25 protein-coding genes are annotated in these 20,401 nt (G+C 68.4%); 22 read left to right on the forward strand and 3 right to left on the reverse strand.

What is annotated here, in order from left to right:
* Nucleotides 1-141 precede the first annotated feature (141 nt).
* The 6 genes from recA (at nucleotide 142) to dapF (ending at nucleotide 5,787) form a co-directional block, all read left to right on the forward strand.
* Nucleotides 142-1,275, forward strand: a complete 1,134-nt coding sequence (gene recA / locus WBL06_RS13380; protein ID WP_424456862.1) for a recombinase RecA — start codon at nucleotides 142-144, stop codon at nucleotides 1,273-1,275.
* Between the two features lie 6 nt (nucleotides 1,276-1,281).
* Entirely contained in the window at nucleotides 1,282-1,929 is a 648-nt protein-coding gene (locus WBL06_RS13385; RefSeq protein ID WP_424456864.1) for a regulatory protein RecX, read from the forward strand.
* Nucleotides 1,930-1,956: 27 nt separating this feature from the next.
* On the forward strand, nucleotides 1,957-2,376 hold the full coding sequence (locus tag WBL06_RS13390; RefSeq protein ID WP_424456866.1) for a hypothetical protein: 420 nt from the start codon (nucleotides 1,957-1,959) through the stop codon (nucleotides 2,374-2,376).
* Nucleotides 2,377-2,459: 83 nt separating this feature from the next.
* Complete coding sequence (miaB, locus tag WBL06_RS13395) at nucleotides 2,460-3,956, forward strand: tRNA (N6-isopentenyl adenosine(37)-C2)-methylthiotransferase MiaB (RefSeq protein ID WP_424456868.1); 1,497 nt, start codon at nucleotides 2,460-2,462, stop codon at nucleotides 3,954-3,956.
* On the forward strand, nucleotides 3,953-4,867 hold the full coding sequence (gene miaA / locus WBL06_RS13400) for a tRNA (adenosine(37)-N6)-dimethylallyltransferase MiaA (protein ID WP_424456929.1): 915 nt from the start codon (nucleotides 3,953-3,955) through the stop codon (nucleotides 4,865-4,867). The genes miaB and miaA overlap by 4 nt, the downstream gene beginning before the upstream one ends.
* A gap of 26 nt (nucleotides 4,868-4,893) precedes the next feature.
* The gene (dapF, locus tag WBL06_RS13405) at nucleotides 4,894-5,787 is read left to right on the forward strand and encodes a diaminopimelate epimerase (protein ID WP_424456870.1); all 894 of its coding nucleotides are present in this window, start codon (nucleotides 4,894-4,896) and stop codon (nucleotides 5,785-5,787) included.
* Here the strand turns inward: dapF and WBL06_RS13410 are convergent.
* Complete coding sequence (locus WBL06_RS13410; RefSeq protein WP_424456872.1) at nucleotides 5,784-6,443, reverse strand: class I SAM-dependent methyltransferase; 660 nt, start codon at nucleotides 6,441-6,443, stop codon at nucleotides 5,784-5,786. The two genes, dapF and WBL06_RS13410, sit on opposite strands and share 4 nt — an antisense overlap.
* Nucleotides 6,444-6,495: 52 nt before the next feature.
* Between WBL06_RS13410 and hflX the strand changes: the two genes are divergently transcribed.
* Together hflX and WBL06_RS13420 are read left to right on the forward strand one after the other, a co-directional pair.
* Complete coding sequence (hflX, locus tag WBL06_RS13415; RefSeq protein ID WP_424456873.1) at nucleotides 6,496-8,028, forward strand: GTPase HflX; 1,533 nt, start codon at nucleotides 6,496-6,498, stop codon at nucleotides 8,026-8,028.
* A gap of 63 nt (nucleotides 8,029-8,091) precedes the next feature.
* A complete protein-coding gene (locus tag WBL06_RS13420) occupies nucleotides 8,092-8,832 on the forward strand; it encodes an alpha/beta fold hydrolase (protein WP_424456874.1) in 741 nt (246 codons plus the stop codon).
* 60 nt (nucleotides 8,833-8,892) lie between these two features.
* Here WBL06_RS13420 and lexA read toward each other — a convergent pair whose 3' ends face one another.
* Nucleotides 8,893-9,546 carry a transcriptional repressor LexA gene (lexA, locus tag WBL06_RS13425; protein ID WP_424456931.1) on the reverse strand — a complete coding sequence of 218 codons (654 nt, stop codon included), beginning with the start codon at nucleotides 9,544-9,546 and terminating at the stop codon, nucleotides 8,893-8,895.
* A 300-nt stretch (nucleotides 9,547-9,846) separates the two neighbouring features.
* Here lexA and WBL06_RS13430 point away from each other — a divergent pair, with 300 nt between their 5' ends.
* The 6 genes from WBL06_RS13430 to WBL06_RS13455 are packed head-to-tail and all read left to right on the forward strand — an operon-like array spanning nucleotide 9,847 to nucleotide 14,137.
* Entirely contained in the window at nucleotides 9,847-10,200 is a 354-nt protein-coding gene (locus tag WBL06_RS13430; RefSeq protein ID WP_424456876.1) for a LysM peptidoglycan-binding domain-containing protein, read from the forward strand.
* 32 nt (nucleotides 10,201-10,232) lie between these two features.
* A complete protein-coding gene (locus WBL06_RS13435; protein WP_424456878.1) occupies nucleotides 10,233-11,321 on the forward strand; it encodes a histidinol-phosphate transaminase in 1,089 nt (362 codons plus the stop codon).
* A gap of 9 nt (nucleotides 11,322-11,330) precedes the next feature.
* Complete coding sequence (hisB, locus tag WBL06_RS13440) at nucleotides 11,331-11,951, forward strand: imidazoleglycerol-phosphate dehydratase HisB (protein ID WP_424456880.1); 621 nt, start codon at nucleotides 11,331-11,333, stop codon at nucleotides 11,949-11,951.
* Nucleotides 11,952-11,953: 2 nt separating this feature from the next.
* Nucleotides 11,954-12,589: an imidazole glycerol phosphate synthase subunit HisH gene (gene hisH / locus WBL06_RS13445; RefSeq protein WP_424456882.1), complete on the forward strand. Its 636-nt coding sequence runs from the start codon at nucleotides 11,954-11,956 to the stop codon at nucleotides 12,587-12,589.
* Nucleotides 12,590-12,626: 37 nt separating this feature from the next.
* Nucleotides 12,627-13,376: a bifunctional 1-(5-phosphoribosyl)-5-((5-phosphoribosylamino)methylideneamino)imidazole-4-carboxamide isomerase/phosphoribosylanthranilate isomerase PriA gene (gene priA, locus WBL06_RS13450; RefSeq protein ID WP_424456884.1), complete on the forward strand. Its 750-nt coding sequence runs from the start codon at nucleotides 12,627-12,629 to the stop codon at nucleotides 13,374-13,376.
* Nucleotides 13,377-13,384: 8 nt separating this feature from the next.
* Nucleotides 13,385-14,137 (forward strand): SseB family protein, encoded by a 753-nt coding sequence (locus WBL06_RS13455; RefSeq protein WP_424456886.1) that lies wholly within the window; start codon nucleotides 13,385-13,387, stop codon nucleotides 14,135-14,137.
* 122 nt (nucleotides 14,138-14,259) lie between these two features.
* On the opposite strand, the gene WBL06_RS13460 is transcribed toward WBL06_RS13455, so the two are convergent.
* Nucleotides 14,260-14,586: a DUF1844 domain-containing protein gene (locus WBL06_RS13460; protein WP_424456932.1), complete on the reverse strand. Its 327-nt coding sequence runs from the start codon at nucleotides 14,584-14,586 to the stop codon at nucleotides 14,260-14,262.
* Nucleotides 14,587-14,813: 227 nt separating this feature from the next.
* On the opposite strand from WBL06_RS13460, the gene infC reads away from it, so the two are divergent.
* The 8 genes from infC to WBL06_RS13500 all read left to right on the forward strand — a co-directional run bounded on the left by infC (nucleotide 14,814) and on the right by WBL06_RS13500 (nucleotide 20,401).
* Entirely contained in the window at nucleotides 14,814-15,467 is a 654-nt protein-coding gene (infC, locus tag WBL06_RS13465; RefSeq protein WP_424456934.1) for a translation initiation factor IF-3, read from the forward strand.
* Nucleotides 15,460-15,654, forward strand: coding sequence for a 50S ribosomal protein L35 (gene rpmI / locus WBL06_RS13470; RefSeq protein ID WP_309714126.1), 195 nt, complete (start codon nucleotides 15,460-15,462; stop codon nucleotides 15,652-15,654). Before infC ends, rpmI begins: the two co-directional genes overlap by 8 nt.
* Before the next feature lie 27 nt (nucleotides 15,655-15,681).
* A complete protein-coding gene (gene rplT / locus WBL06_RS13475; RefSeq protein ID WP_424456888.1) occupies nucleotides 15,682-16,062 on the forward strand; it encodes a 50S ribosomal protein L20 in 381 nt (126 codons plus the stop codon).
* A 127-nt stretch (nucleotides 16,063-16,189) separates the two neighbouring features.
* On the forward strand, nucleotides 16,190-16,984 hold the full coding sequence (locus WBL06_RS13480) for a TrmH family RNA methyltransferase (RefSeq protein ID WP_424456890.1): 795 nt from the start codon (nucleotides 16,190-16,192) through the stop codon (nucleotides 16,982-16,984).
* 75 nt (nucleotides 16,985-17,059) lie between these two features.
* Nucleotides 17,060-17,797: an amino acid ABC transporter ATP-binding protein gene (locus WBL06_RS13485; protein ID WP_424456892.1), complete on the forward strand. Its 738-nt coding sequence runs from the start codon at nucleotides 17,060-17,062 to the stop codon at nucleotides 17,795-17,797.
* Nucleotides 17,798-17,833: 36 nt separating this feature from the next.
* Entirely contained in the window at nucleotides 17,834-18,727 is an 894-nt protein-coding gene (locus tag WBL06_RS13490; RefSeq protein WP_424456893.1) for a glutamate ABC transporter substrate-binding protein, read from the forward strand.
* 82 nt (nucleotides 18,728-18,809) lie between these two features.
* Complete coding sequence (locus WBL06_RS13495; RefSeq protein WP_424456894.1) at nucleotides 18,810-19,478, forward strand: amino acid ABC transporter permease; 669 nt, start codon at nucleotides 18,810-18,812, stop codon at nucleotides 19,476-19,478.
* The gene (locus WBL06_RS13500) at nucleotides 19,475-20,401 is read left to right on the forward strand and encodes an amino acid ABC transporter permease (RefSeq protein WP_424456896.1); all 927 of its coding nucleotides are present in this window, start codon (nucleotides 19,475-19,477) and stop codon (nucleotides 20,399-20,401) included. Before WBL06_RS13495 ends, WBL06_RS13500 begins: the two co-directional genes overlap by 4 nt.

The following is a 20,401-nucleotide window of genomic DNA, read 5'->3' on the forward strand; positions in this document are numbered from 1 at the left end:
GGCCGATGTCGGACCCCGGGCGTAGCGTCGCACTCGTCGGACACCGACTAGCCCTGCCGTGAGGGCGCTGACCTTGCTTCACCGGTCAGCGAGAGAACGGCAGCCGATGGGCGCACCGCATACGAACTGAAGGAGAACGCAATGCCCAGTCCCGCAGACCGCGAGAAGGCCCTCGAGACCGCTCTCGCCCAAATCGACCGTCAGTTCGGCAAAGGCTCGGTGATGCGGCTCGGCAGCGATGAGCGCGCGCCGGTCGCCGTCATCTCGACCGGCTCGATCGCCCTCGACGTCGCCCTCGGCATCGGCGGTATCCCGCGCGGCCGCATCGTCGAGATCTACGGCCCCGAGTCGTCGGGTAAGACGACGCTGACGTTGCACGCCATCGCGAACGCGCAGAAGGACGGCGGCATCGCGGCGTTCATCGACGCGGAGCACGCGCTCGACCCCGAGTACGCGAAGAAGCTCGGCGTCGACATCGACGCGCTGCTCGTGTCGCAGCCCGACACCGGGGAGCAGGCGCTCGAGATCGCCGACATGCTCGTGCGCTCCGGCTCGATCGACCTCATCGTCATCGACTCCGTTGCGGCACTCGTGCCGAAGGCCGAGATCGAGGGCGAGATGGGCGACAGTCACGTCGGCCTCCAGGCGCGACTGATGTCGCAGGCGCTGCGCAAGCTCGCCGGGGCGCTCAACCAGACGCAGACCACGATGATCTTCATCAACCAGTTGCGCGAGAAGATCGGCGTGTTCTTCGGCAGCCCCGAGACCACCTCGGGCGGCAAGGCGCTCAAGTTCTACGCGTCGGTGCGACTCGACATCCGCCGCATCGAGACCCTGAAAGACGGAACGGATGCCGTCGGCAACCGCACCCGTGTCAAGGTCGTCAAGAACAAGATGGCGCCGCCCTTCAAGCAGGCCGAGTTCGACATCCTCTACGGCATCGGCATCTCCCGCGAGGGCAGCCTGATCGACTACGGCGTCGAGCACGAGATCGTGCGCAAGTCGGGTGCCTGGTACACCTACGACGGCGACCAGCTCGGCCAGGGCAAAGAGAACGCCCGCTCGTTCCTGCTCGAGAACCCCGACATGGCCAACGAGATCGAGACCAAGATCCTCGCCAAGCTCGGGATCGGTGCCGCAGGCAAGGCCGCAGCGGCCGAGGCTGCCGAAGCCTCGAACGTGGCGTCCATCGCCCCGTTGGCTGAGAAATCCGTGGCAGAGAAGGCCGCGGTTACCTCGGTCGAGCCCGTCGCCCTCAAGGCGTCGGGAGAGTAGGCCCCCATGGAACGGCTCGACGACGACGGCACGCTCGCGCGTGTCACCTACCTCCCCGGCGTAACGCCCCTCTTCGGCGCAACGCAGCCCGAGGCGGCTCCGGAAACCCCCCTTCCCGAGACGACGTCGTCGAGCCGTTCCCCCTTCGCCGACCAACCCGCTGACGAACCGACACCGGGTGCGGCGCGTCACGTCTCCATCACCGCGCTCGCGCGCCGCGGGCTTTCCCGCCGCGAGCTGGAGCGTCACCTGCGCGACCGTGGGTTCGACGACGGCGAGATCGACGACGAGGTGGCGCGGCTCGAGCGCGACGGCTACGTCGACGACATCGCGCTCGCGCAAAACCTCGTCGGAACCCTGCAGGAACGCAAAGGATTGGGGCGTTCAGCGATCGCCGCGGAACTCACCCGCAGACACCTCGCGCCCGCGGCCATCGAGTACGCGCTCGACCTCATCGACACGGGCGACGAGCTCTCTCGGGCTCGTGAGATCGCCGTCAAGCGCGCCGGTCAGCTTCGCCACGTCGACCGCGAGACGGCAGTGCGTCGGCTGAGCGCCTACCTCGCTCGCCGCGGCTATGGCGGCAGCACGATTCGCGCGGCCGTCGATCAGGCCCTGCCGTCGAAACCCGCGCGCGGTGTTGCATTCCGCTGACCCCGCACCAGCGCTAAGGTGACCGTCATGACCATTCGTCGCACTCTGGGAACCGCGTCCGCAACCCTCCTGCTGCTTGCCTCATTGACGGCATGCTTCGGGCTTCCTGGCCTCCCCGGCGGCAACACGGGCGGCAACACGGGCGGCGACACCGGTGGTGGCACCGGCACGATCGACCTGACCGGAACCACCTGGAGCGGCGTTGACTCCGACGGCGACTCCTGGGGCATCGAATTCCAGGGCGACGGTACCATCGGCCTCGACTACAACGACGAAGCGTACGACGACGCGAGCGACACCTGGACGATGAACGGCGACACGGTAGCGATCCACGTGGCGTTCACCGACGGTGACGTCGACATGAGCGGAGCGGTGGCCGAAGACTCGATCGACCTCGACGGCACGTACACCGGCGGCACGTTCACGCTCACCCTCACCCAGGATTAGACGCGCGTTTTCGCAGGGGGCGGGCGGAGACGTCGGCCCTCTTCTGCGTCGGTACTCGGCGCAGCGCGCGTAGGATTTCGAGAATGACCGTGCTCGCACAGCCGCGCACCTACGAGGTGCGCACCTTCGGCTGCCAGATGAACGTGCACGACTCCGAGCGGCTCTCCGGGTCACTGGAGGCGGCTGGCTACGTGCGCGCCGACGGCGGCGTGGCGGATGTCGTCGTCATCAACACCTGTGCCGTGCGGGAGAACGCCGACAACAAGCTCTACGGAACCCTCGGCCACCTCGCCAGCACCAAGCGGGAGCACGAAGGGATGCAGATCGCCGTCGGCGGCTGCCTCGCCCAGAAGGACAAGTCGGTCATCCTCGACAAGGCGCCCTGGGTCGACGTCGTCTTCGGCACCCACAACATGGGTTCGCTGCCGAGTCTGCTCGAGCGAGCGCGGCATAACGACGAGGCGCAGATCGAGATTCTCGAGTCACTGGAGATCTTCCCGTCGACCCTGCCGACCCGGCGCGACTCTACGCACAGCGGCTGGGTGTCGATCTCGGTCGGCTGTAACAACACCTGCACGTTCTGCATCGTGCCGTCTCTGCGTGGCAAGGAGAAGGATCGGCGCCCCGGCGACATCCTCAGCGAGATCGAGATGCTCGTCGCCGACGGCGTCATCGAGGTGACGCTTCTGGGGCAGAACGTGAACTCCTACGGCGTCGAGTTCGGCGACCGGCTCGCGTTCGGCAAACTGTTGCGCGCCACCGGTGAGATCGACGGCCTCGAGCGCGTGCGCTTCACCAGCCCGCACCCGGCCGCGTTCACCGACGACGTCATCGACGCGATGGCCGAGACGCCGAACGTGATGCCGCAACTGCACATGCCGTTGCAGTCGGGCTCCGACCGCATCCTCAAAGCAATGCGCCGGTCATACCGGTCCGAGAAGTTCCTCGGCATTCTCGATCGCGTGCGCGACCGGATTCCGCAAGCCGCCATCTCGACCGACATCATCGTCGGCTTCCCCGGGGAGACCGAGGATGACTTCGCCGAGACGCTGCGCGTCGTCGAGCAGGCGCGGTTCGCCTCGGCCTACACCTTCCAGTACTCGATCCGGCCCGGCACCCCGGCGGCCACACTGCCCGACCAGGTGCCGAAAGAGGTCGTGCAGGAGCGCTACGAGCGCCTCATCGAGCTGCAGGAACGCATTTCGGCTGAAGAGAACGAGGCTCTGGTCGGTCGCACCGTCGAGGTGCTCGTCGCCACCAGCGAAGGCCGTCGCGACGTCGAGCGGGGGCGGCTGTCGGGCCGCGCCGAAGACAACCGACTCGTGCACTTCGAGGTGCCCGACGGCAGTGAGATCCCGCGGCCGGGCGATGTCGTCACCGTCGAGGTCACCCGTGCCGCGCCGCACTTCCTCATCGCCGCTCCCAGCGGTCCCACCCTGCCGGTTCGCCGGACCCGCGCCGGAGAGGCCTGGGACCGGGCAGAAGCCGAGTCCTGCGCCGTTCCGTCGGCACCGGTCGATACGGTCGGGCGCGTCAACCTCGGCCTGCCCACGATCGGCCTCCGCCCCACCGCGAGCTGACGCCCGTGCTCGTCGCGATCGTCGGCGCCACCGGCACCGGCAAGTCTTCGCTGTCGCTCGACCTCGCCACCCGGCTTCGGGACTCGGGTCGAAGCGTCGAGATCGTCAACGCCGACGCGATGCAGCTCTACCGCGGGATGGACATCGGCACCGCCAAGGTTCCGGTCGCCGAGCGGCGCGGTATCCCGCACCACCTGCTCGACGTGCTCGAGCCGCGCGAGGAGGCGAGTGTCGCCCGCTATCAGACCGAGGCTCGCGCCATCATCGATGACGTCCTCGCCCGCGACGCGGTCGCGATCCTGGTCGGCGGCAGCGGGCTATACGTCTCGAGCGTGCTCTACGACTTCCAGTTCCCGGGAACGGATGCGGGCATCCGCGCGCGGCTGGAGGCCGAACTCGACGCAGAGGGCCCCGGCATGCTCCACCGCCGACTGCGCGCCGTCGACCCGGCAGCCGCCGACGCGATCGGCCCAGCGAACGGGCGGCGGCTGGTGCGGGCCCTCGAAGTCTTCGAGATCACGGGTTCGCCGTTCGGAGCCGGCATTCCCGCCGAGAGCGAGCTGTGGCGGCCGAGTACGACGATCGGGCTGCGCACCGACCGCGCCCGGCTGGTCGAGCGCCTCGACGAGCGGGTGCTCGGCATGTGGCGCGACGGCCTCGTCGCCGAGGTTGAGCGGCTGCTGCCCGCCGGGCTGGGCGTAACCGCGAGCCGGGCGATCGGCTACGCGCAGGCAGCCGCCCAGTCGCGGGGCGAGCTGACCGAACAGCAGGCGATCGAACAGGCGGCCGCCCTGACCCGCCGCTACGCCCGCCGTCAGGTGAGCTGGTTCGGTCGCTACCGGCTGACCCACTGGCTCGACGCTGACGACCCCGCGCGCGTCGATGCGGCCCTGGCTGCGCTCGGCGCGTGACCGGGTCGCGCCGATAGCATCGCTTGGTGGCTTCGCAGTTCGACGGGCGCGATATCGCCTTCACCAAGGGGCACGGCACGGGCAACGACTTCGTGCTCTTCGCCGACCCCGACGGCCGTGTCGACCTCGACACCGACGACCTCGCCGCACTCGCCGACCGGCATTTCGGGGTCGGTGGTGACGGCGTCATCCGCGCCGTGCGGTCGGCGAACCTCCCCGAGGGAGCCGCCGCGCTTGCCGAAGACCCGGCAGCCGAATGGTTCATGGACTACCACAACGCCGACGGCAGCCCCGCGGAGATGTGCGGCAACGGCATCCGTGTCTACGGGGCGTATCTCATCGCCCAGGGCCTGCTCGACCTGCCGGTCGGTGACTCGGTGGCGATCGGCACCCGCGGGGGAGTGCGACAACTGACCCGTCTCGCCGACGGCTTCGAGGTCGACCTCGGCCCGTTCATTGTTGCGGGCGACGCGATGGTCGCCGCCACCGGTCTCCACGTCGACCGTCCCGGGCTCGCTGTCGGCGTCGGCAACCCGCACGTCGTCGTCGCCCTGGCTGACGACGCCGAGCTGGATGCCCTCGACCTCGGCGCCGCTCCGCACGTGACCCCGGTTCCTCCCGATGGCGTCAACGTCGAGTTCGTGGTGCCGGCGGAACCGCTCGTGCACGACGGCGTCGGCCGCATCCGCATGCGTGTCCATGAGCGCGGCTCGGGCGAGACGCTCTCGTGCGGCACCGGGGCAGCCGCCGCAGCGCTCGCGACGCGGCACTGGGCGGGGGAGGCGGCACCCGACGCGTGGCGGGTCGATGTGCCCGGCGGCACCGTGGGAGTGCGGGTTACGCCGAGCGCGGACGGCGACCACGTACTGCTGAGCGGCCCGGCCGAGCTGGTATTCTCGGGGACTATGAAGCTTCTTTAGGAGACCACGGTCTTGTCGACGATGTCGATCGGTTGAGTCAGTCCCGAACGACGCCGGCAGCGCAGCACTCGGTAGCCCTTGTTGGTGGCCGCGCGCAGGACCGCGAAGTCTCTCGGCAGCTCCGCCTGTAGCCAGCGTTGCAGCGAGTCGGACCCCAGGTTGCGTTGAACGACGAGCCAGCCGTCCGAGCCGGGTTCGAGTCGCGGCAGCCAGTGCAGCAGCATGGCGTGCAGTTCGTTCTTGCCCACCCGGATCGGCGGATTCGACCAGATCGTCGTGAACAACGCATCAGCCGGAACCTCGTCGGGGGTGACGGCGTTGATGTTCGTCAGCCCGAGTTGCGCGGCGTTGCGGCGCACCAGCTCGAGAGAACGCTCATTGACGTCGACCGCCCAGACCGTAGCCCGTGGCGACTCGAGAGCGAGCGAGATCGCGATCGGACCCCAGCCGCAGCCGAGGTCGAGCAGATTGCCCCCGGGTGGCGGCGCCGGAACGTGGGACAACAGCACCGAGGTTCCGGCATCCACTCGTTCCGGGCTGAAGACGCCGTTCGCGGTCGTCAGCTGCAGATCGCGCCCGGCGAGTCGCACCGAAATGGTGCGGGGCACGAGTTCGCCTCCCGGGTTGGCCGAGAAGTAGTGCTCGGGGGCGGGCATGCGTATGAACCTACCGAAAACGCCAAGACCACAGAACTAGGGTGAGACGACAATGACCGAATCCCTTTCCACCGCGCACTCCAACGAGGGCTCCAGCGAGCCTGATCGCGACGTCGACCGCGTACTCGCGACAGAGCTCACGCGGGCAGCGACGGTGAGCCGGTTCGGCGAGCGCCGGGCCGAGGCGCTGCACGACGACGAGACGAGCACCGCCGACCTCGACGGCGAGCAGTTCGACCGCGAGGAGCGCGCGGCACTCCGCCGCGTGCCCGGACTGAGCACCGAACTCGATGATGTCACCGAAGTCGAGTATCGGCAGTTGCGTCTCGAGAACGTCGTGCTGATCGGCGTGTACAACCGGGATGCCGAGGACGCCGAGAACTCCCTGCGCGAACTCGCGGCCCTCGCCGAGACGGCGGGCGCCGTCGTGCTCGACGGGGTGTTGCAGCGTCGCCCGCATCCCGACCCGTCGACCTACTTCGGGCGCGGCAAGGTGCAGGAACTCGGCGACATCGTCACCGCCCTCGGTGCCGACACCGTGATCGCCGACACCGAGCTCGCCCCGAGCCAACGACGCGCGCTGGAAGACAAGGTGAAGGTGAAGGTCATCGACCGCACCGCCGTCATCCTCGACATCTTCAGCCAGCACGCGAAGAGCCGCGAAGGCAAGGCGCAGGTCGAACTCGCGCAGCTCGAGTATCTGTTGCCGCGTCTGCGCGGCTGGGGTGAGTCGATGTCGCGCCAGGCCGGTGGCCAGGTGGGCTCCGGCGGCGCCGGAATGGGCTCGCGTGGTCCCGGTGAGACGAAGATCGAACTCGACCGGCGCCGCATCCACGACCGCATGGCGAAGTTGCGCCGGCAGATCAAGGGGTTCGCTCCGGCGCGCGAGGCGAAGCGGGCCAACCGCGACCGCTTCGAGGTGCCGAGCGTCGCGATCGCCGGCTACACGAACGCCGGAAAGTCGAGCCTGCTCAACCGGCTGACCCAGGCCGGCGTGCTCGTGCAGAACCAGTTGTTCGCCACCCTGGACCCGACGGTGCGCCGCTCGTCGACCCCCGACGGCCGGGAGTTCACGCTCGCCGACACGGTCGGGTTCGTGCGCAGCCTGCCGACGCAACTGGTGGAAGCGTTCCGGTCGACACTCGAGGAGGTCGGCGCGTCCGACGTCATCGTGCACGTCGTCGACGGGGCCCACCCCGACCCGGGGGCGCAGCTCGCGACGGTACGCGACGTCATCGGCGAGGTCGGCGCGCGCGACCTTCCCGAGATCGTGGTGTTCAACAAGGCCGACCTGCTGGACGACGACCGTCGGCTGGTGTTGCGCGGCCTCGAGCCGGGTGCGGTCTTCGTCAGTGCTCGCACGGGTGAAGGCATCGACGAGTTGCGGCAGCGCATCGCCGACACGCTGCCGCAGTGGGATGTCGAGCTCGACCTGCTCGTGCCCTACGACCGCGGCGAGGTGATCTCGCTCGCGCACCAGAAGGCGCGAGTGCTCGAGACGGAGTACGAGGAAGACGGCACGCGCATCAAGCTGGTCGCGACCGACCGCATCGCGCGCATCATCCGGGCCGCGCTCGACGGCTGAGCCCTCGGCAAGCTCACCGCATGGGCTGGGCCAGCGTCCAGCCCACGCGGCTAGGGTCACGGCATGCGACTCGCCGTGCATCGGTCCGGTTCCGGGCCACGCACCGCCGTGTTGATCCACGGCATGATGTCGGATCACCGCGCCTGGCACCGCGTCGCGGCCGACCTCCGGGATGACGGCTACCGCGTCGTCGCGGTCGACCTGGCCGGCCATGGGGTCAGCCCGCGTTCACGCCGGTACTCGCCGCGCGGGTGGGCGGAGGACGTCGCCGAGACGCTCGAAACGGAGCTCGACTCGCCGCCCGACCTGCTCATGGGTCACTCGCTCGGCGCTCTGGTCGCCAGCCTGGTGGCCGAGCGATTCTCTCCGCGCGCCGCGATCTACGTCGACCCCGCCTTCTCATTCCCCGGCGGCATGCGCGGAGTCGCGGTGAAGACGATGTTCACGTTGGCGCCTCGTCCGAGCGCGTGGCTGTTGCGCCGGCTCAATCCCGGATGGAGCGCTGCTGACATCGAACTCGAGCTCGCGACCCTACGGGTGTGGGACAAGCGCACGATCCTCGGCTTCGCGAACACGCGCCCCCTCGTGCCCCCGCGCCGGCTCGTCGCGCCATCGCTGGTCATTCTCGCGGAGAGGAGCCTGCTCATCTCGCGCACGGCGGCCTCGACCTTGCGTGACCTCGGCATGACGGTGACGACGATCGCGGGGTCGGGTCACACGGTGTTCCGCGACGACCACGCGGGTTTCATGACCCTCGTGCGCGGCTGGCTCACCCGCCACGCACCCACCTCGGTGGTCGAGTAGCGGCCGAAGGCCACCCACCTCGGTGGTCGAGTAGCGGCCGAAGGCCGCGTGTCGAGACCGCTAAACCGAGCGCAGCACCGCGACGACGCGACCGAGGATCTCGGCGTCGTCCCCGACGATCGGCTCGAACGCCGAGTTGCGCGGCAGCAGCCAGACGTGGCCGTCGCGCTGCCGGAACACCTTGACGGTGGCCTCCCCGTCGAGCATCGCCGCGACGATCTCGCCGTTCTCAGCGTTCTTCTGCTGACGCACGACCACCCAGTCGCCGTCGCAGATGGCGGCGTCGATCATCGACTCGCCGACCACCTTGAGCATGAACAGGTCACCCTTGCCCACGAGCTGGCGGGGGAGCGGGAACACCTCATCCACCTGCTGGTCGGCGGTGATCGGGATGCCGGCGGCGATGCGTCCGACGAGCGGCACCATCGCGGCGTCGCCGACGGGAATGCCCGAGTCGGATGACTCCGTACCGGGAAGTTCGATGAGCACTTCGAGGGCGCGCGGCCGGTTCGGGTCGCGGCGTAGGTAGCCGGAGAGTTCGAGCTGGGTGAGCTGGTGGGTCACGCTCGAGAGCGACGAAAGGCCGACGGCATCCCCGATTTCGCGCATGCTCGGCGGGTACCCACGCGTCGCGACGGAGCGCTGGATCATCTCGAGGATCGCGGTCTGCTTCTCGCTCAGCGAGGTGCGTCGGCGCGTGCGCTGGCGCTCCAGAGCGGCGTCCTGGTCCTGGATCTCGTCCACGCTTCCTCCTCTAGTAGCCGGTCGTCTGCCCGATGTCGGTGGTCGGTGATCGAATCATCCCGGCGATCGAAACTGTATCCGGTCGAGGTCGCTTCGGCAAACATTCGTTCGAGTGTGTCGGCTGATTCGTCGAGAAATCGAGCGAATGAGGTTGAACATACGTTCGATCGAAGGTATGTTCGGAACAGAGATTCGCTTCCGGAACCCCCGGCCCGGCCGCCAGGGGTTCCGGAAGCGGGACTCACACCACAGCAACCCGTGGAGGACGAGATGACCGCAGTCGTGAGTTACCTGCCGACGCAGCGAATGGTTACGCCCCGGCTTCGCCTGACCCGGCGCGGTCGTGCGGTATTCACCGCCCTCGCCGTGGTTCCGCTCGTGATCGCCAGCCTCGTCTTCGGGCTGGGCGCCGGGGGAGCCGTCGCCACCCGAGATGCGGCCTCGGATTCGCTCACCTGGGTCACCGTCGATGCCGGGCAGTCGCTGTGGGATATCGCCGCCGACGTCGCTCCCGCCGAAGACCCGCGCGAGTTCGCCGCTCAGGTAGCAGCGTTCAACCAGCTCGACTCGGCGGTGATCCAGCCGGGGCAAGAGCTCGCGATCCCCCCGCAGTACACCGACTGAGCCGCGGGGCCCGCGCTCAGTAGACTCGCGCGGTGGTTTCCCTTTCTGATCTTCCCGTCCGCGACGACCTGAAGGGCGCCACGCCCTACGGGGCGCCGCAGGATGCCGTGCGCTACGCGCTCAACGTCAACGAGAACACCCACCCGATCCCCGAAGCGGTCGCGCGCGACATCGTCGAGTCGCTGGCCCGGGCCGTGCTCGGCGCCAACCGATACCCCGACCGCGAGTTCCTCGAGCTGCGGGAGGCGTTCGCCGGCTACCTGGGCCACGGGCTCCGCGCCGACCAGATCTGGGCGGCGAACGGGTCGAACGAGATCATCCAGCACGTTCTCCAGGCATTCGGCGGCCCAGGCCGCGCGGTGCTGGGCTTCCCGCCCACCTACTCGATGCACCCGATCATCGCGGCCGGTACTGGCACCGAGTGGGTGACCGCCGAGCGGGATGCCGGGTACACGATCTCGCCCGAGACGGCCGTCGCGGCGATCGAGCGCACCGACCCCGACCTCGTCTTCCTCTGTGCGCCGAACAACCCGACCGGCACGCCGCTGTCGATCGAGACCATCGAGGCGGTCTACGCGGCGTCGCGCGGCATCGTGTTCGTCGACGAGGCCTACGCCGAGTTCATGCCCGATGAGGTGCCGAGTGCCCTCACCCTGTTGCCCGGCCGGGAGCGGCTCATCGTGTCCCGCACGATGAGCAAGGCGTTCGCGTTCGCGGGCGTGCGGGTCGGTTACCTCGCCGCCGATGCCGCCGTCACCGATGCCCTGCGACTGGTGCGACTGCCGTATCACCTCTCCGCGCTCACCCAGGCGGCGGCCGTTGCGGCGCTGGGCCACGCGCCGGAAATGCTCGCCATGGTCGACGACATCCGCGGTCAACGGGACCGGCTGCTGGCGGAGCTCCCGGTGCTCGGATATCGCGCCCACGAGAGCCAGGCGAACTTCGTACTCTTCGACGGCGTCGAGTCTCCCCAGGCGACGTTCCGTGCGTTGCGCGAGCGCGACATCCTGATTCGGGATGTCGGCCTGCCCGGGGCCCTCCGCGTCACGGCCGGCACCGAGGAAGAGACGACGTACTTCCTGTCGGCGTTGGCGGCGCTGGGCGAAGGTGGCGCTCGGTAGGCTGGCCGCATGGCCTCCCGCACCGCCGGTAACTCTCGAAAAGCCAGCCTCTCGCGTCAGACGAGCGAGTCGTCGATCGAGCTCAGCCTCGACCTCGACGGCACGGGCACGTCGAGCATCGACACCACGGTGCCGTTCTTCGACCACCTGTTGACGGCGTTCAGCAAGCACTCGCTCGTCGACCTCACGGTGAAGGCGTCCGGCGACACCGACATCGACGTGCACCACACCGTCGAAGACACCGGCATCGTGCTCGGACAGGCGATCAAGCAGGCGCTCGGCGACAAGTCGGGAATTGGGCGGTACGGCGACGCTCTCGTTCCGCTCGACGAGGCGCTCGCGCAGGCGGTCGTGGATGTCTCCGGTCGCCCGTATCTCGTGCACAGCGGTGAGCCGCAAGGGTTCGCGCACCACCTCATCGGTGGGCACTTCACCGGCTCGATGGTGCGGCACGTCTTCGAGGCGATCGCGTTCAACGCGGGGCTGACGATGCACATCGCGGTCATGGCCGGCCGCGACCCGCACCACATCGCGGAAGCCGAGTTCAAGGCGTTCGCACGTGCCTTCCGCAAGGCCGTCGAGCCCGACGCCCGGGTGCGCGGCATCCCGTCGACGAAGGGCGCGCTGTAGTCGTGGCGTCCGCGAAATCCGTCGTCGTCCTCGACTACGGCTCCGGCAACGTGCACTCGGCCGTGAAGGCGCTCGAACGCGCCGGCGCATCGGTCGAGCTCACCGCCGACCGGCAGCGGGTAATGGATGCCGACGGCCTCGTCGTGCCCGGAGTCGGCGCGTTCGCAGCGGTGATGTCGGCGTTGAACGCGGTGCGCGGCGGGGAACTCATCGAGCGTCGGCTCGCCGGTGGTCGCCCGGTGCTCGGCATCTGCGTGGGCATGCAGGTGCTGTTCGAGCGGGGCGTCGAACGCGGCGTCGACACCGAGGGCCTCGGCGAGTGGCCCGGCGTCGTCGACGAACTCCAGGCACCCGTGCTGCCGCACATGGGCTGGAACACCGTCGACGCGCCCGCCGACTCGGTGTTGTTCGATGGGATCCACGATGAGCGCTTCTACTTCGTGCACTCGTACGCGGCGCGCGACTGGAGTCTCGACGTGTATGGTGCCTTCGCGGCTCCCCGGGTGACCTGGGCCGACCACGGTGGGCGGTTCGTCGCGGCCGCCGAGAACGGCCCGCTCTCGGCCACCCAGTTCCACCCGGAGAAGTCGGGGGAGCCCGGCATCCGTTTGCTCTCGAACTGGATCGGCTCGCTGTGACGGAACCGGGCGTTGGAGCGACTACGCTTTCGACCTTGTGACCGAGTTCAACTCCGCTCCTAAGCTCACTCTTCTTCCGGCTGTCGACGTCGCCGACGGCAAGGCCGTACGGCTCACCCAGGGGGAGGCGGGCAGCGAGACCAGCTACGGCGACCCGATCGAGGCCGCTGCCAACTGGGCAAACCAGGGCGCGGAGTGGATTCACCTCGTCGACCTCGACGCCGCCTTCGGCCGCGGCAGCAACACCGGCGTCATCCGCAAGGTCATCAAGAACACGCCCAAACGCGTCAATATCGAACTTTCGGGTGGCATCCGTGACGACGCGACGCTCGAAGCGGCCCTCGCGACCGGGGCGAAGCGCATCAACCTCGGCACCGCCGCGCTCGAGAACCCGGAGTGGGCGGCCCACGTCATCGCTGAGTACGGCGAGGCGATCGCGGTCGGACTGGATGTGCGCGGCACGACGCTTGCCGCCCGGGGTTGGACCCAGGAGGGCGGCGACCTCTGGGCCGTCATGGACCGTCTCGAGGAGGCCGGCTGCGCGCGGTACGTCGTCACCGACGTCACGAAAGACGGCACCCTCAAGGGCCCCAACCTCGAGCTGCTGATGCAGGTCTGCTCTCGCACCGTGAAGCCGGTCATCGCATCCGGCGGCGTGGCCAACCTCGACGACATCGCCGAACTACGCGAACTCGTGCCGCAGGGCCTCGAGGGCGCGATCGTGGGCAAGGCGCTCTACGCGGGCGCGTTCACGCTCGCCGAAGCGCTCGACGTCGCGGGAGACTGAGCTTCTTCGTGGTCCACGCCGACTCGGCCGGTGTCCCCTTCGAGGGGCGGGCGTTCCACGAGAACCCGGCGGCGGATGACGACGGCTCGGCCGATGCGCGTCTCGTGGAGGCGGTGCTGCGGTTCCGCAGTCGCGAGCTCGGGGTGACCGAGGTCGTCGCGGCACTCGGTTCCGCCCGGCTGCTGGTGCCGTTGGTCACCGAACGCGGCGACGAGGGGATCGGCGCCCACGGGCAGCTCGTCGACAAGACGCAGGAGCTCGCGCTCGTCACCGTCGCCGGGCCGGATGGGCGCACGGTGCTTCCGGTTTTCTCGTCGGTCGACGCGATGCGCACGTGGAATCCCGGCGCGCGTCCCATCCCGGTGCCCGCGCCGCAGGCCGCTCTCGCCGCCGCCGCCGACGATCTCGGCGCGATCGTGCTCGATCCCGGTTCGCCCACCGAGTTCGCCGTGCGCCGCACCGGGTTCGAGGCGCTGGCGACGGGGGCCCGTTTCATCCCCTGCTATCTCGACGAGCGGGTTCTCGAGGCGTTCCTGGCCGCGACGACGGGGGAGCGGGCGGTGCGCGCCGTGCAACTCGCGCCCGGGGATCCCGACGCTCGGCTCACCGGCCCCGAACTGATCGTGCAACTCGCCCTCGACAGCGGGCTCGACCGCGCCGAACTCAATGCCCTGCACGCTCGTCTCGGCGACGCGTGGGCGGCATCCTCGGTGATCGCGAGCCGCGTCGACTCGATCGCCGTGCGCCTCGAGTCGCTCTGAGCGCGCCGACGCACTTCTATCCGCGACTTTTCGTCCTGCCGACGACTCGATCTGGACGAAAAGTCGCGGATCGAGGGGAGGGGGGAGTGCCGGGTCGATGAGCGAGCGGCAGGGTGGGCGACTCAGGTGACGGGGCCGGTGTACTTCTCGCCGGGGCCCTGACCGATCGGGTCGGGAATCGCGGAAGCTTCACGGAACGCGAGCTGCACCGAGCGCAGACCATCGCGAAGGGGTCGGGCGTGCACGTCGGCGAGATGCGGGGCGGCGGCAGTCACCAAACCGGCGAGGGCGTCGATGAGTTTGCGTGCTTCGTCGAGGTCGACGCGGGGGTCGTCTTCGGCGAGCCCGCACTGCACGGCGGCGGCCGAGAGCAGATGCACGGCGACGGTGTTGATCACCTCGACGGCGGGAACCTCGGCGATGTCGCGGATCTCGGGTTCAACAGTCAGAGGAGGCTGGTCGACGGTGCGGCCGAAGGCGTCAAGTGCCAAGTGCGGGGTCCTCTGCTATTCTCATACGGGCTCCGGGGCCATAACCCCGGTAACGAAGTGGAGAATCCTCCCACCCGCACAACCGTTCCTAGGTTATCGGGTCGAATTTCACTCCGCCGGTCGTCGCGAGACGCTCGGTAGACAGGGTGAGTGCGGTCAGCTGTTGCACACAGCGCGCCGTGTGGATGCTTCCTTCGTATCAGTACAGCGAAAGGAACCCACACATCAGCGATCCCAGAACGAACGACCGGATCCGCGTCCCCCAGGTTCGCCTGGTCGGTCCCGCAGGAGAACAGGTCGGCGTCGTCCGCATCGAAGATGCGCTGCGCCTCGCGCAGGAAGCCGAACTGGATCTGGTCGAGGTTGCCCCGAACTCCGTTCCGCCCGTGGTGAAGATCATGGACTACGGCAAGTTCAAGTACGAGCAGGCCCAGAAACTCAAGGAAGCCCGGCGCAACCAGGCGAACACGATCCTCAAAGAGGTTCGGTTCCGCCTCAAGATCGACAAGCACGACTACGAGACCAAGCGCAAGCGCGCGGAGGGCTTCCTCCAGGGCGGGGACAAGGTGAAAGCCATGATCCTCTTCCGCGGCCGGGAGCAGTCCCGTCCGGAGCAGGGCGTCCGCCTCCTGCAGCGCTTCGCCGAGGATGTCGCAGAGTTTGGCACCGTCGAGTCCACCCCGACCATCGACGGTCGCAACATGGTCATGGTGATCGGCCCGCTGAAGAGCAAGGTCGACGCCAAGGCTGAAGCCCAGGCCAAGAAGGCCGAGAACAAGCCCCCGCGCCCCGCAGCGAGCGAGGCCGCGGAGCCCCAAGAAGAGGAAAGCAATGCCTAAGCAGAAGACGCACTCCGGTGCCAAGAAGCGCTTCAAGATCACCGGCAGCGGCAAGGTCATGAAGCAGGGCGCGGGCATGCGCCACAACCTCGAGGGCAAGTCCTCGAAGCTGACCCGTCGCCTGAACCAGGAAGTCGTTCTGGCTCCTCAGGACGCCAAGGTCATCAAGAAGCTCCTGGGCAAGTAAGCCCGGCCCGGACAAGAAAGAACTGACATGGCACGTGTAAAGAGGGCGGTCAATGCCGCCAAGAAGCGCCGTACGATCCTCGAGCGCGCGGAGGGCTACCGCGGTCAGCGGTCGCGCCTCTACCGCAAGGCGAAGGAGCAGGTCACCCACTCCCTCGTCTACGCCTACCGCGACCGTCGCGCGAAGAAGGGCGAGTTCCGTCGCCTCTGGATTCAGCGCATCAACGCCGCGGCCCGGGCGAACGGCCTGACGTACAACCGCCTCATCCAGGGCCTCGGCCTCGCGGGTGTCGAGGTCGACCGTCGCATCCTCGCCGAGCTGGCCGTCAACGAGCCCGCCGCTTTCGCCGGCCTCGTCGAGGTCGCCAAGAAGGCCCTGCCGTCGGACGTCAACGCGCCCGCAGCCTGAGCTAGCTCGCCATAGAGGGTTCTATGGCCCGAGGGATCCCCGCACGCGGGGGTCCCTCGCGTCGTTTCTGGGTCCGTCGCGAGCGAGCCTTCACCCCGCGTTCACCCCGCGCGCTTAACCTGAGGACATGATCGACAACCCGCGCTCTCCGCGGGTGCGCGCCGTGGCGAAGCTCGCGAAGCGCCACGCCCGCGCCGACACGGGGGTGTTCCTCGTCGAAGGACCGCAAGCGGTGATCGAGGCGCTGGCCTTCCGAGCCGACCTGCTCGTCGACATCTTCATCACCCGCTCCGCCCGCGACCGCTACGTCGACCTCGTGCAGTCGGCAACCGAGCGCGGCATCGACGTCGTCAACGTCTCGGATGCCGTACTCGACACGATGGCCGACACCGTCACCCCGCAGGGCGTGCTCGCGACCTGCCGGCAATTCTCCGTCGAGATCGCCGACCTCCTCGCGAGCGGACCGCGCCTGGTCGCCATACTCGAAGAGATCCGCGACCCGGGCAACGCGGGCACGATCATCCGAGCAGCGGATGCCGCGGGCGCCGACGGAGTGATCTTCACCGGCAACAGCGTGGATGCCTACAACCCCAAGGTCGTACGGTCGACGACGGGTTCGCTCTTCCACGTGCCGGTCGCGCAGAACGGCACTCTCGACGAAGCACTGGCGGCGGTCCGGGCCGCCGGGATGCAGGTTCTCGCCGCCGACGTGAAGGGCGCCGACCTGCCGCGCGTTCGCGACATCCTCACCGCCCCCACCGCGTGGGTGTTCGGCAACGAGGCCCACGGGCTGCCCGACGACCAGTTGCGCCTCGCCGATCGGGTGGTGAAGGTGCCCATCTATGGGCATGCCGAGTCGCTCAACCTCGCGACGGCGGCATCCGTCTGTCTCTACGAGTCGGCATTCGCCCAACGCTCCTGAGCGACTGTGTGTCGACTGTGTGACGATCTCGCCCAGCGGTTGACCCCCGGTTGGGGTACGTGATGCACTGATCTGATGCAGCCCTTGCTCGTTCTGGACGCGGTGGACAAGCATTTCGGCGAATTGCACGTTCTGAAGAGCATCTCCACGACCGTCGCCCCGGGTGAGGTCGTCGTCGTCATCGGGCCGTCGGGCTCCGGCAAGTCGACGCTGTGCCGGGCGATCAACAGGCTCGAGACGATCGACTCCGGGCAGATCCTCATCGATGGGGTGCCGCTGCCCGAAGAGGGGCGCGCGCTCGCAAAACTGCGTGCGGATGTCGGCATGGTGTTCCAGTCGTTCAACCTGTTCGCCCACAAGACGGTTCTCGAAAACATCACGCTCGGCCCGATCCGGGTGCGCGGCAAGAGCGCCACCGAGGCGAAGAAGCGCGGCATGGAGCTGCTCGACCGGGTCGGCGTCGCCGATCAGGCCGACAAGATGCCCGCGCAGCTTTCGGGTGGCCAGCAGCAGCGCGTCGCGATCGCCAGATCGCTCGCGATGGAGCCGAAGCTGATGCTCTTCGACGAGCCGACCTCGGCGCTCGACCCCGAGATGATCAACGAGGTGCTCGACGTCATGGTCGGCCTCGCGAAAGACGGCATGACGATGATCGTCGTCACGCACGAGATGGGTTTCGCCCGGAAGGCCGCCGACCGCGTGATCTTCATGGCCGAAGGCGAAGTCGTCGAAGAGGCGACTCCACATGACTTCTTCACGAAGCCGAGCTCCGATCGAGCGAAGGACTTCTTGTCGAAGATCCTCACCCACTGACCAGTGGGTGCGATACACAGCAGTAGAGGGGACATCATGCGACACCGCACACGTCTATCCATCACCGCCCTCGCGGCGGCGGGAGTTCTGGTCCTGGCGGGCTGCGTCGACTCCAGCGCGCCTGGCGGCGATCCCGACCCGGGCGATCCGACCGAGTTCGAGGCCGTTCCGTTCGAGGATGGCACCACGATGGCGGAGCTCGCCGACGCGGGCGCCATCACGATCGGCACCAAGTTCGACCAGCCCCTGTTCGGCCTCGAGGGCCCCGACGGCACGCCCGAGGGCTTCGACGTCGAGATGGGTCTGATCATCGCGAAGCACCTCGGCATCGAGCCGGGCAATATCGAGTGGATCGAGACCGTCTCGGCCAACCGCGAGCCCTTCATCCAGGCCGGAACCGTGGATGTCGTCGTCGCGACGTACACAATCAACGACGCCCGCAAGGAGATCATCTCCTTCGCCGGGCCGTACTACGTCGCGGGCCAGGACATCCTCGTGCCGACCGGCAACCCCGAGGGAATCACCGGGCCCGAGTGGTTCACCGACAACCCGGATGCCACCGTCTGCACGGTGAGCGGATCCACGTCGTTGGCGAACATCCAGGAGTACACCGACAACATCCTCGAAGCCGCCGGTTACGGCGACTGCCTCGAGCCGATCCGCACGGGTGCCGCGGTTGCGCTGACGACTGACAACGTCATCCTGTCGGGGCTCGCGTTCAACAACGAGGGCGAGTTCGAACTCCTGAACGCGCCGTTCACCGAGGAGCCCTACGGCATCGGTCTCGCGATCGATGACGACGAGTTCCGCACGTGGATCAACGACGTCCTCGAGGCGTCGTACGAGAACGGCGACTGGGCCGCCGCGTGGGAGGCAACGGTCGGAGCGCAGCTCGACCTGCCCGAACCGCCGGCTGTCGACCGCTACTGACGGATGAGCCGGGCGTCGCACCTGGAGTGCGGCGCCCGGCTTCCCACGCCCTGCGGGGCCCGACCGAGGAGGTGACGCACCGATGGATGCCGTGATCGAGAATCTCGACACCTTGCTGTCGGGCTTCAGCCGCTCGCTCGCCCTGCTGGGAATCGCCGGGCTCGGCGCGCTCATCCTCGGCACCGTCGTCGCGGGGATGCGCATCTCTCCCGTCGCGCCGCTGCGGGCGGTCGCGACCGTGTACACCGAGGTCTTCCGCAACATCCCGCTCACGCTCGTGCTCTTCGGGTGTGCTTTCGTGCTGCCCTACGTCGGGGTTCGTTTCGCGGGCCTCGACCCGCAGTCGGGCTACTTCACGCTCGCCGCGATCGGCCTCACCGCTTACACGGCGCCCTTCATCGCCGAGGCGCTGCGCTCCGGCATCAACGGCATCCCGCTCGGCCAGGCGGAGGCGGCGCGCGCCATCGGCCTCACGTTCGGGCAGACGCTCGGCATCGTGATCTTGCCGCAGGCCGTGCGGATGGTCATCCCGCCGATCATCAACGTGCTCATCGCGCTCACCAAGAACACCTCGGTCGCCGGTGGCTTCTTCGTCGTCGAGCTGATCGCCTCGAGTCGCACCGTCATCAACGACCGGGGCGACTCGACGATCATGATCCTGCTGTCGGTCGCGCTGTTCTACCTCGTCGTGACCGTGACGCTCGGCCGTATCGCGGCGCTCGTCGAACGCCGGGTGGCGGTGCTGCGATGAGCGTTCTCTACGAAGCTCCCGGCCCGCGCGCGAAGCGGTTCGCACGCATCGTGTCAGTCGTCGTGGTCGTACTGCTCGTCGCGGCCGTCGCGTGGCTCATCGTGACCCTCGCCCTGCCACGCACGACCGCCGCCGGTTCGGTGCAGGTCGGGCTGTTCGACCCGAGCCGCTGGGACATCCTGCGTGATCTCGCGGTGTGGCGGCGCCTCGGTACCGCGCTCGCCGGCACCCTGTCGATGGCCGGGGTCGCGGCGGTGTTCGCCATCGTCATCGGCGTGCTGTTCTCGTTCGGGCGCACCGCGCGGTCGGCTTTCATCCGCCTGCCGGTCACGATCGTGCTCGAGTTCTTCCGCGGCATGCCCGTGCTGCTCATGATGCTGTTCATCCTGCTGGTGTTCGCCGCGCAGGCGTACTGGGCCGGCGTGTGGGCGCTCGCCGTGTACAACGGCGCGTTGATCGGTGAGATCCTGCGGTCGGGCGTCGCGGCTCTGCCGCGCGGCCAGCGCGAAGCCGGTCTCGCGATCGGGCTCTCACCGCTCGGCACACGGCTGCTCGTGGAGTTCCCGCAGGCGGTGCGCAACATGCTGCCGATCATCATCGCGCAGCTTGTCGTGCTGCTGAAGGACACGGCGCTCGCCTACATCATCGGCTACCAGGAGCTGCTCAACACGGTGCGCAGCCTGTCGAACTTCTTCGGCAACCAATACTTCTTCACACTGTTCTTCGTCGTGCTCGTCATTTACCTCACCCTCAACCTGCTGCTGTCGTGGGTGGCGCGCATCGTCGCGAAGCGCACCGGACCGGGTGCAGGCAAGCCGCGCATCCCGCGTCGCGGGGTGCATCCGGAGGGCGACATCGATACGTCGAAGGTCCCGGATGCGGGCATGGGCTCGGGAGGAGTCGGCACCGGCCCGTCCCACTAA

This window comes from Pseudolysinimonas sp., assembly GCF_049651805.1.
Classification (GTDB): domain Bacteria; phylum Actinomycetota; class Actinomycetes; order Actinomycetales; family Microbacteriaceae; genus Pseudolysinimonas_A.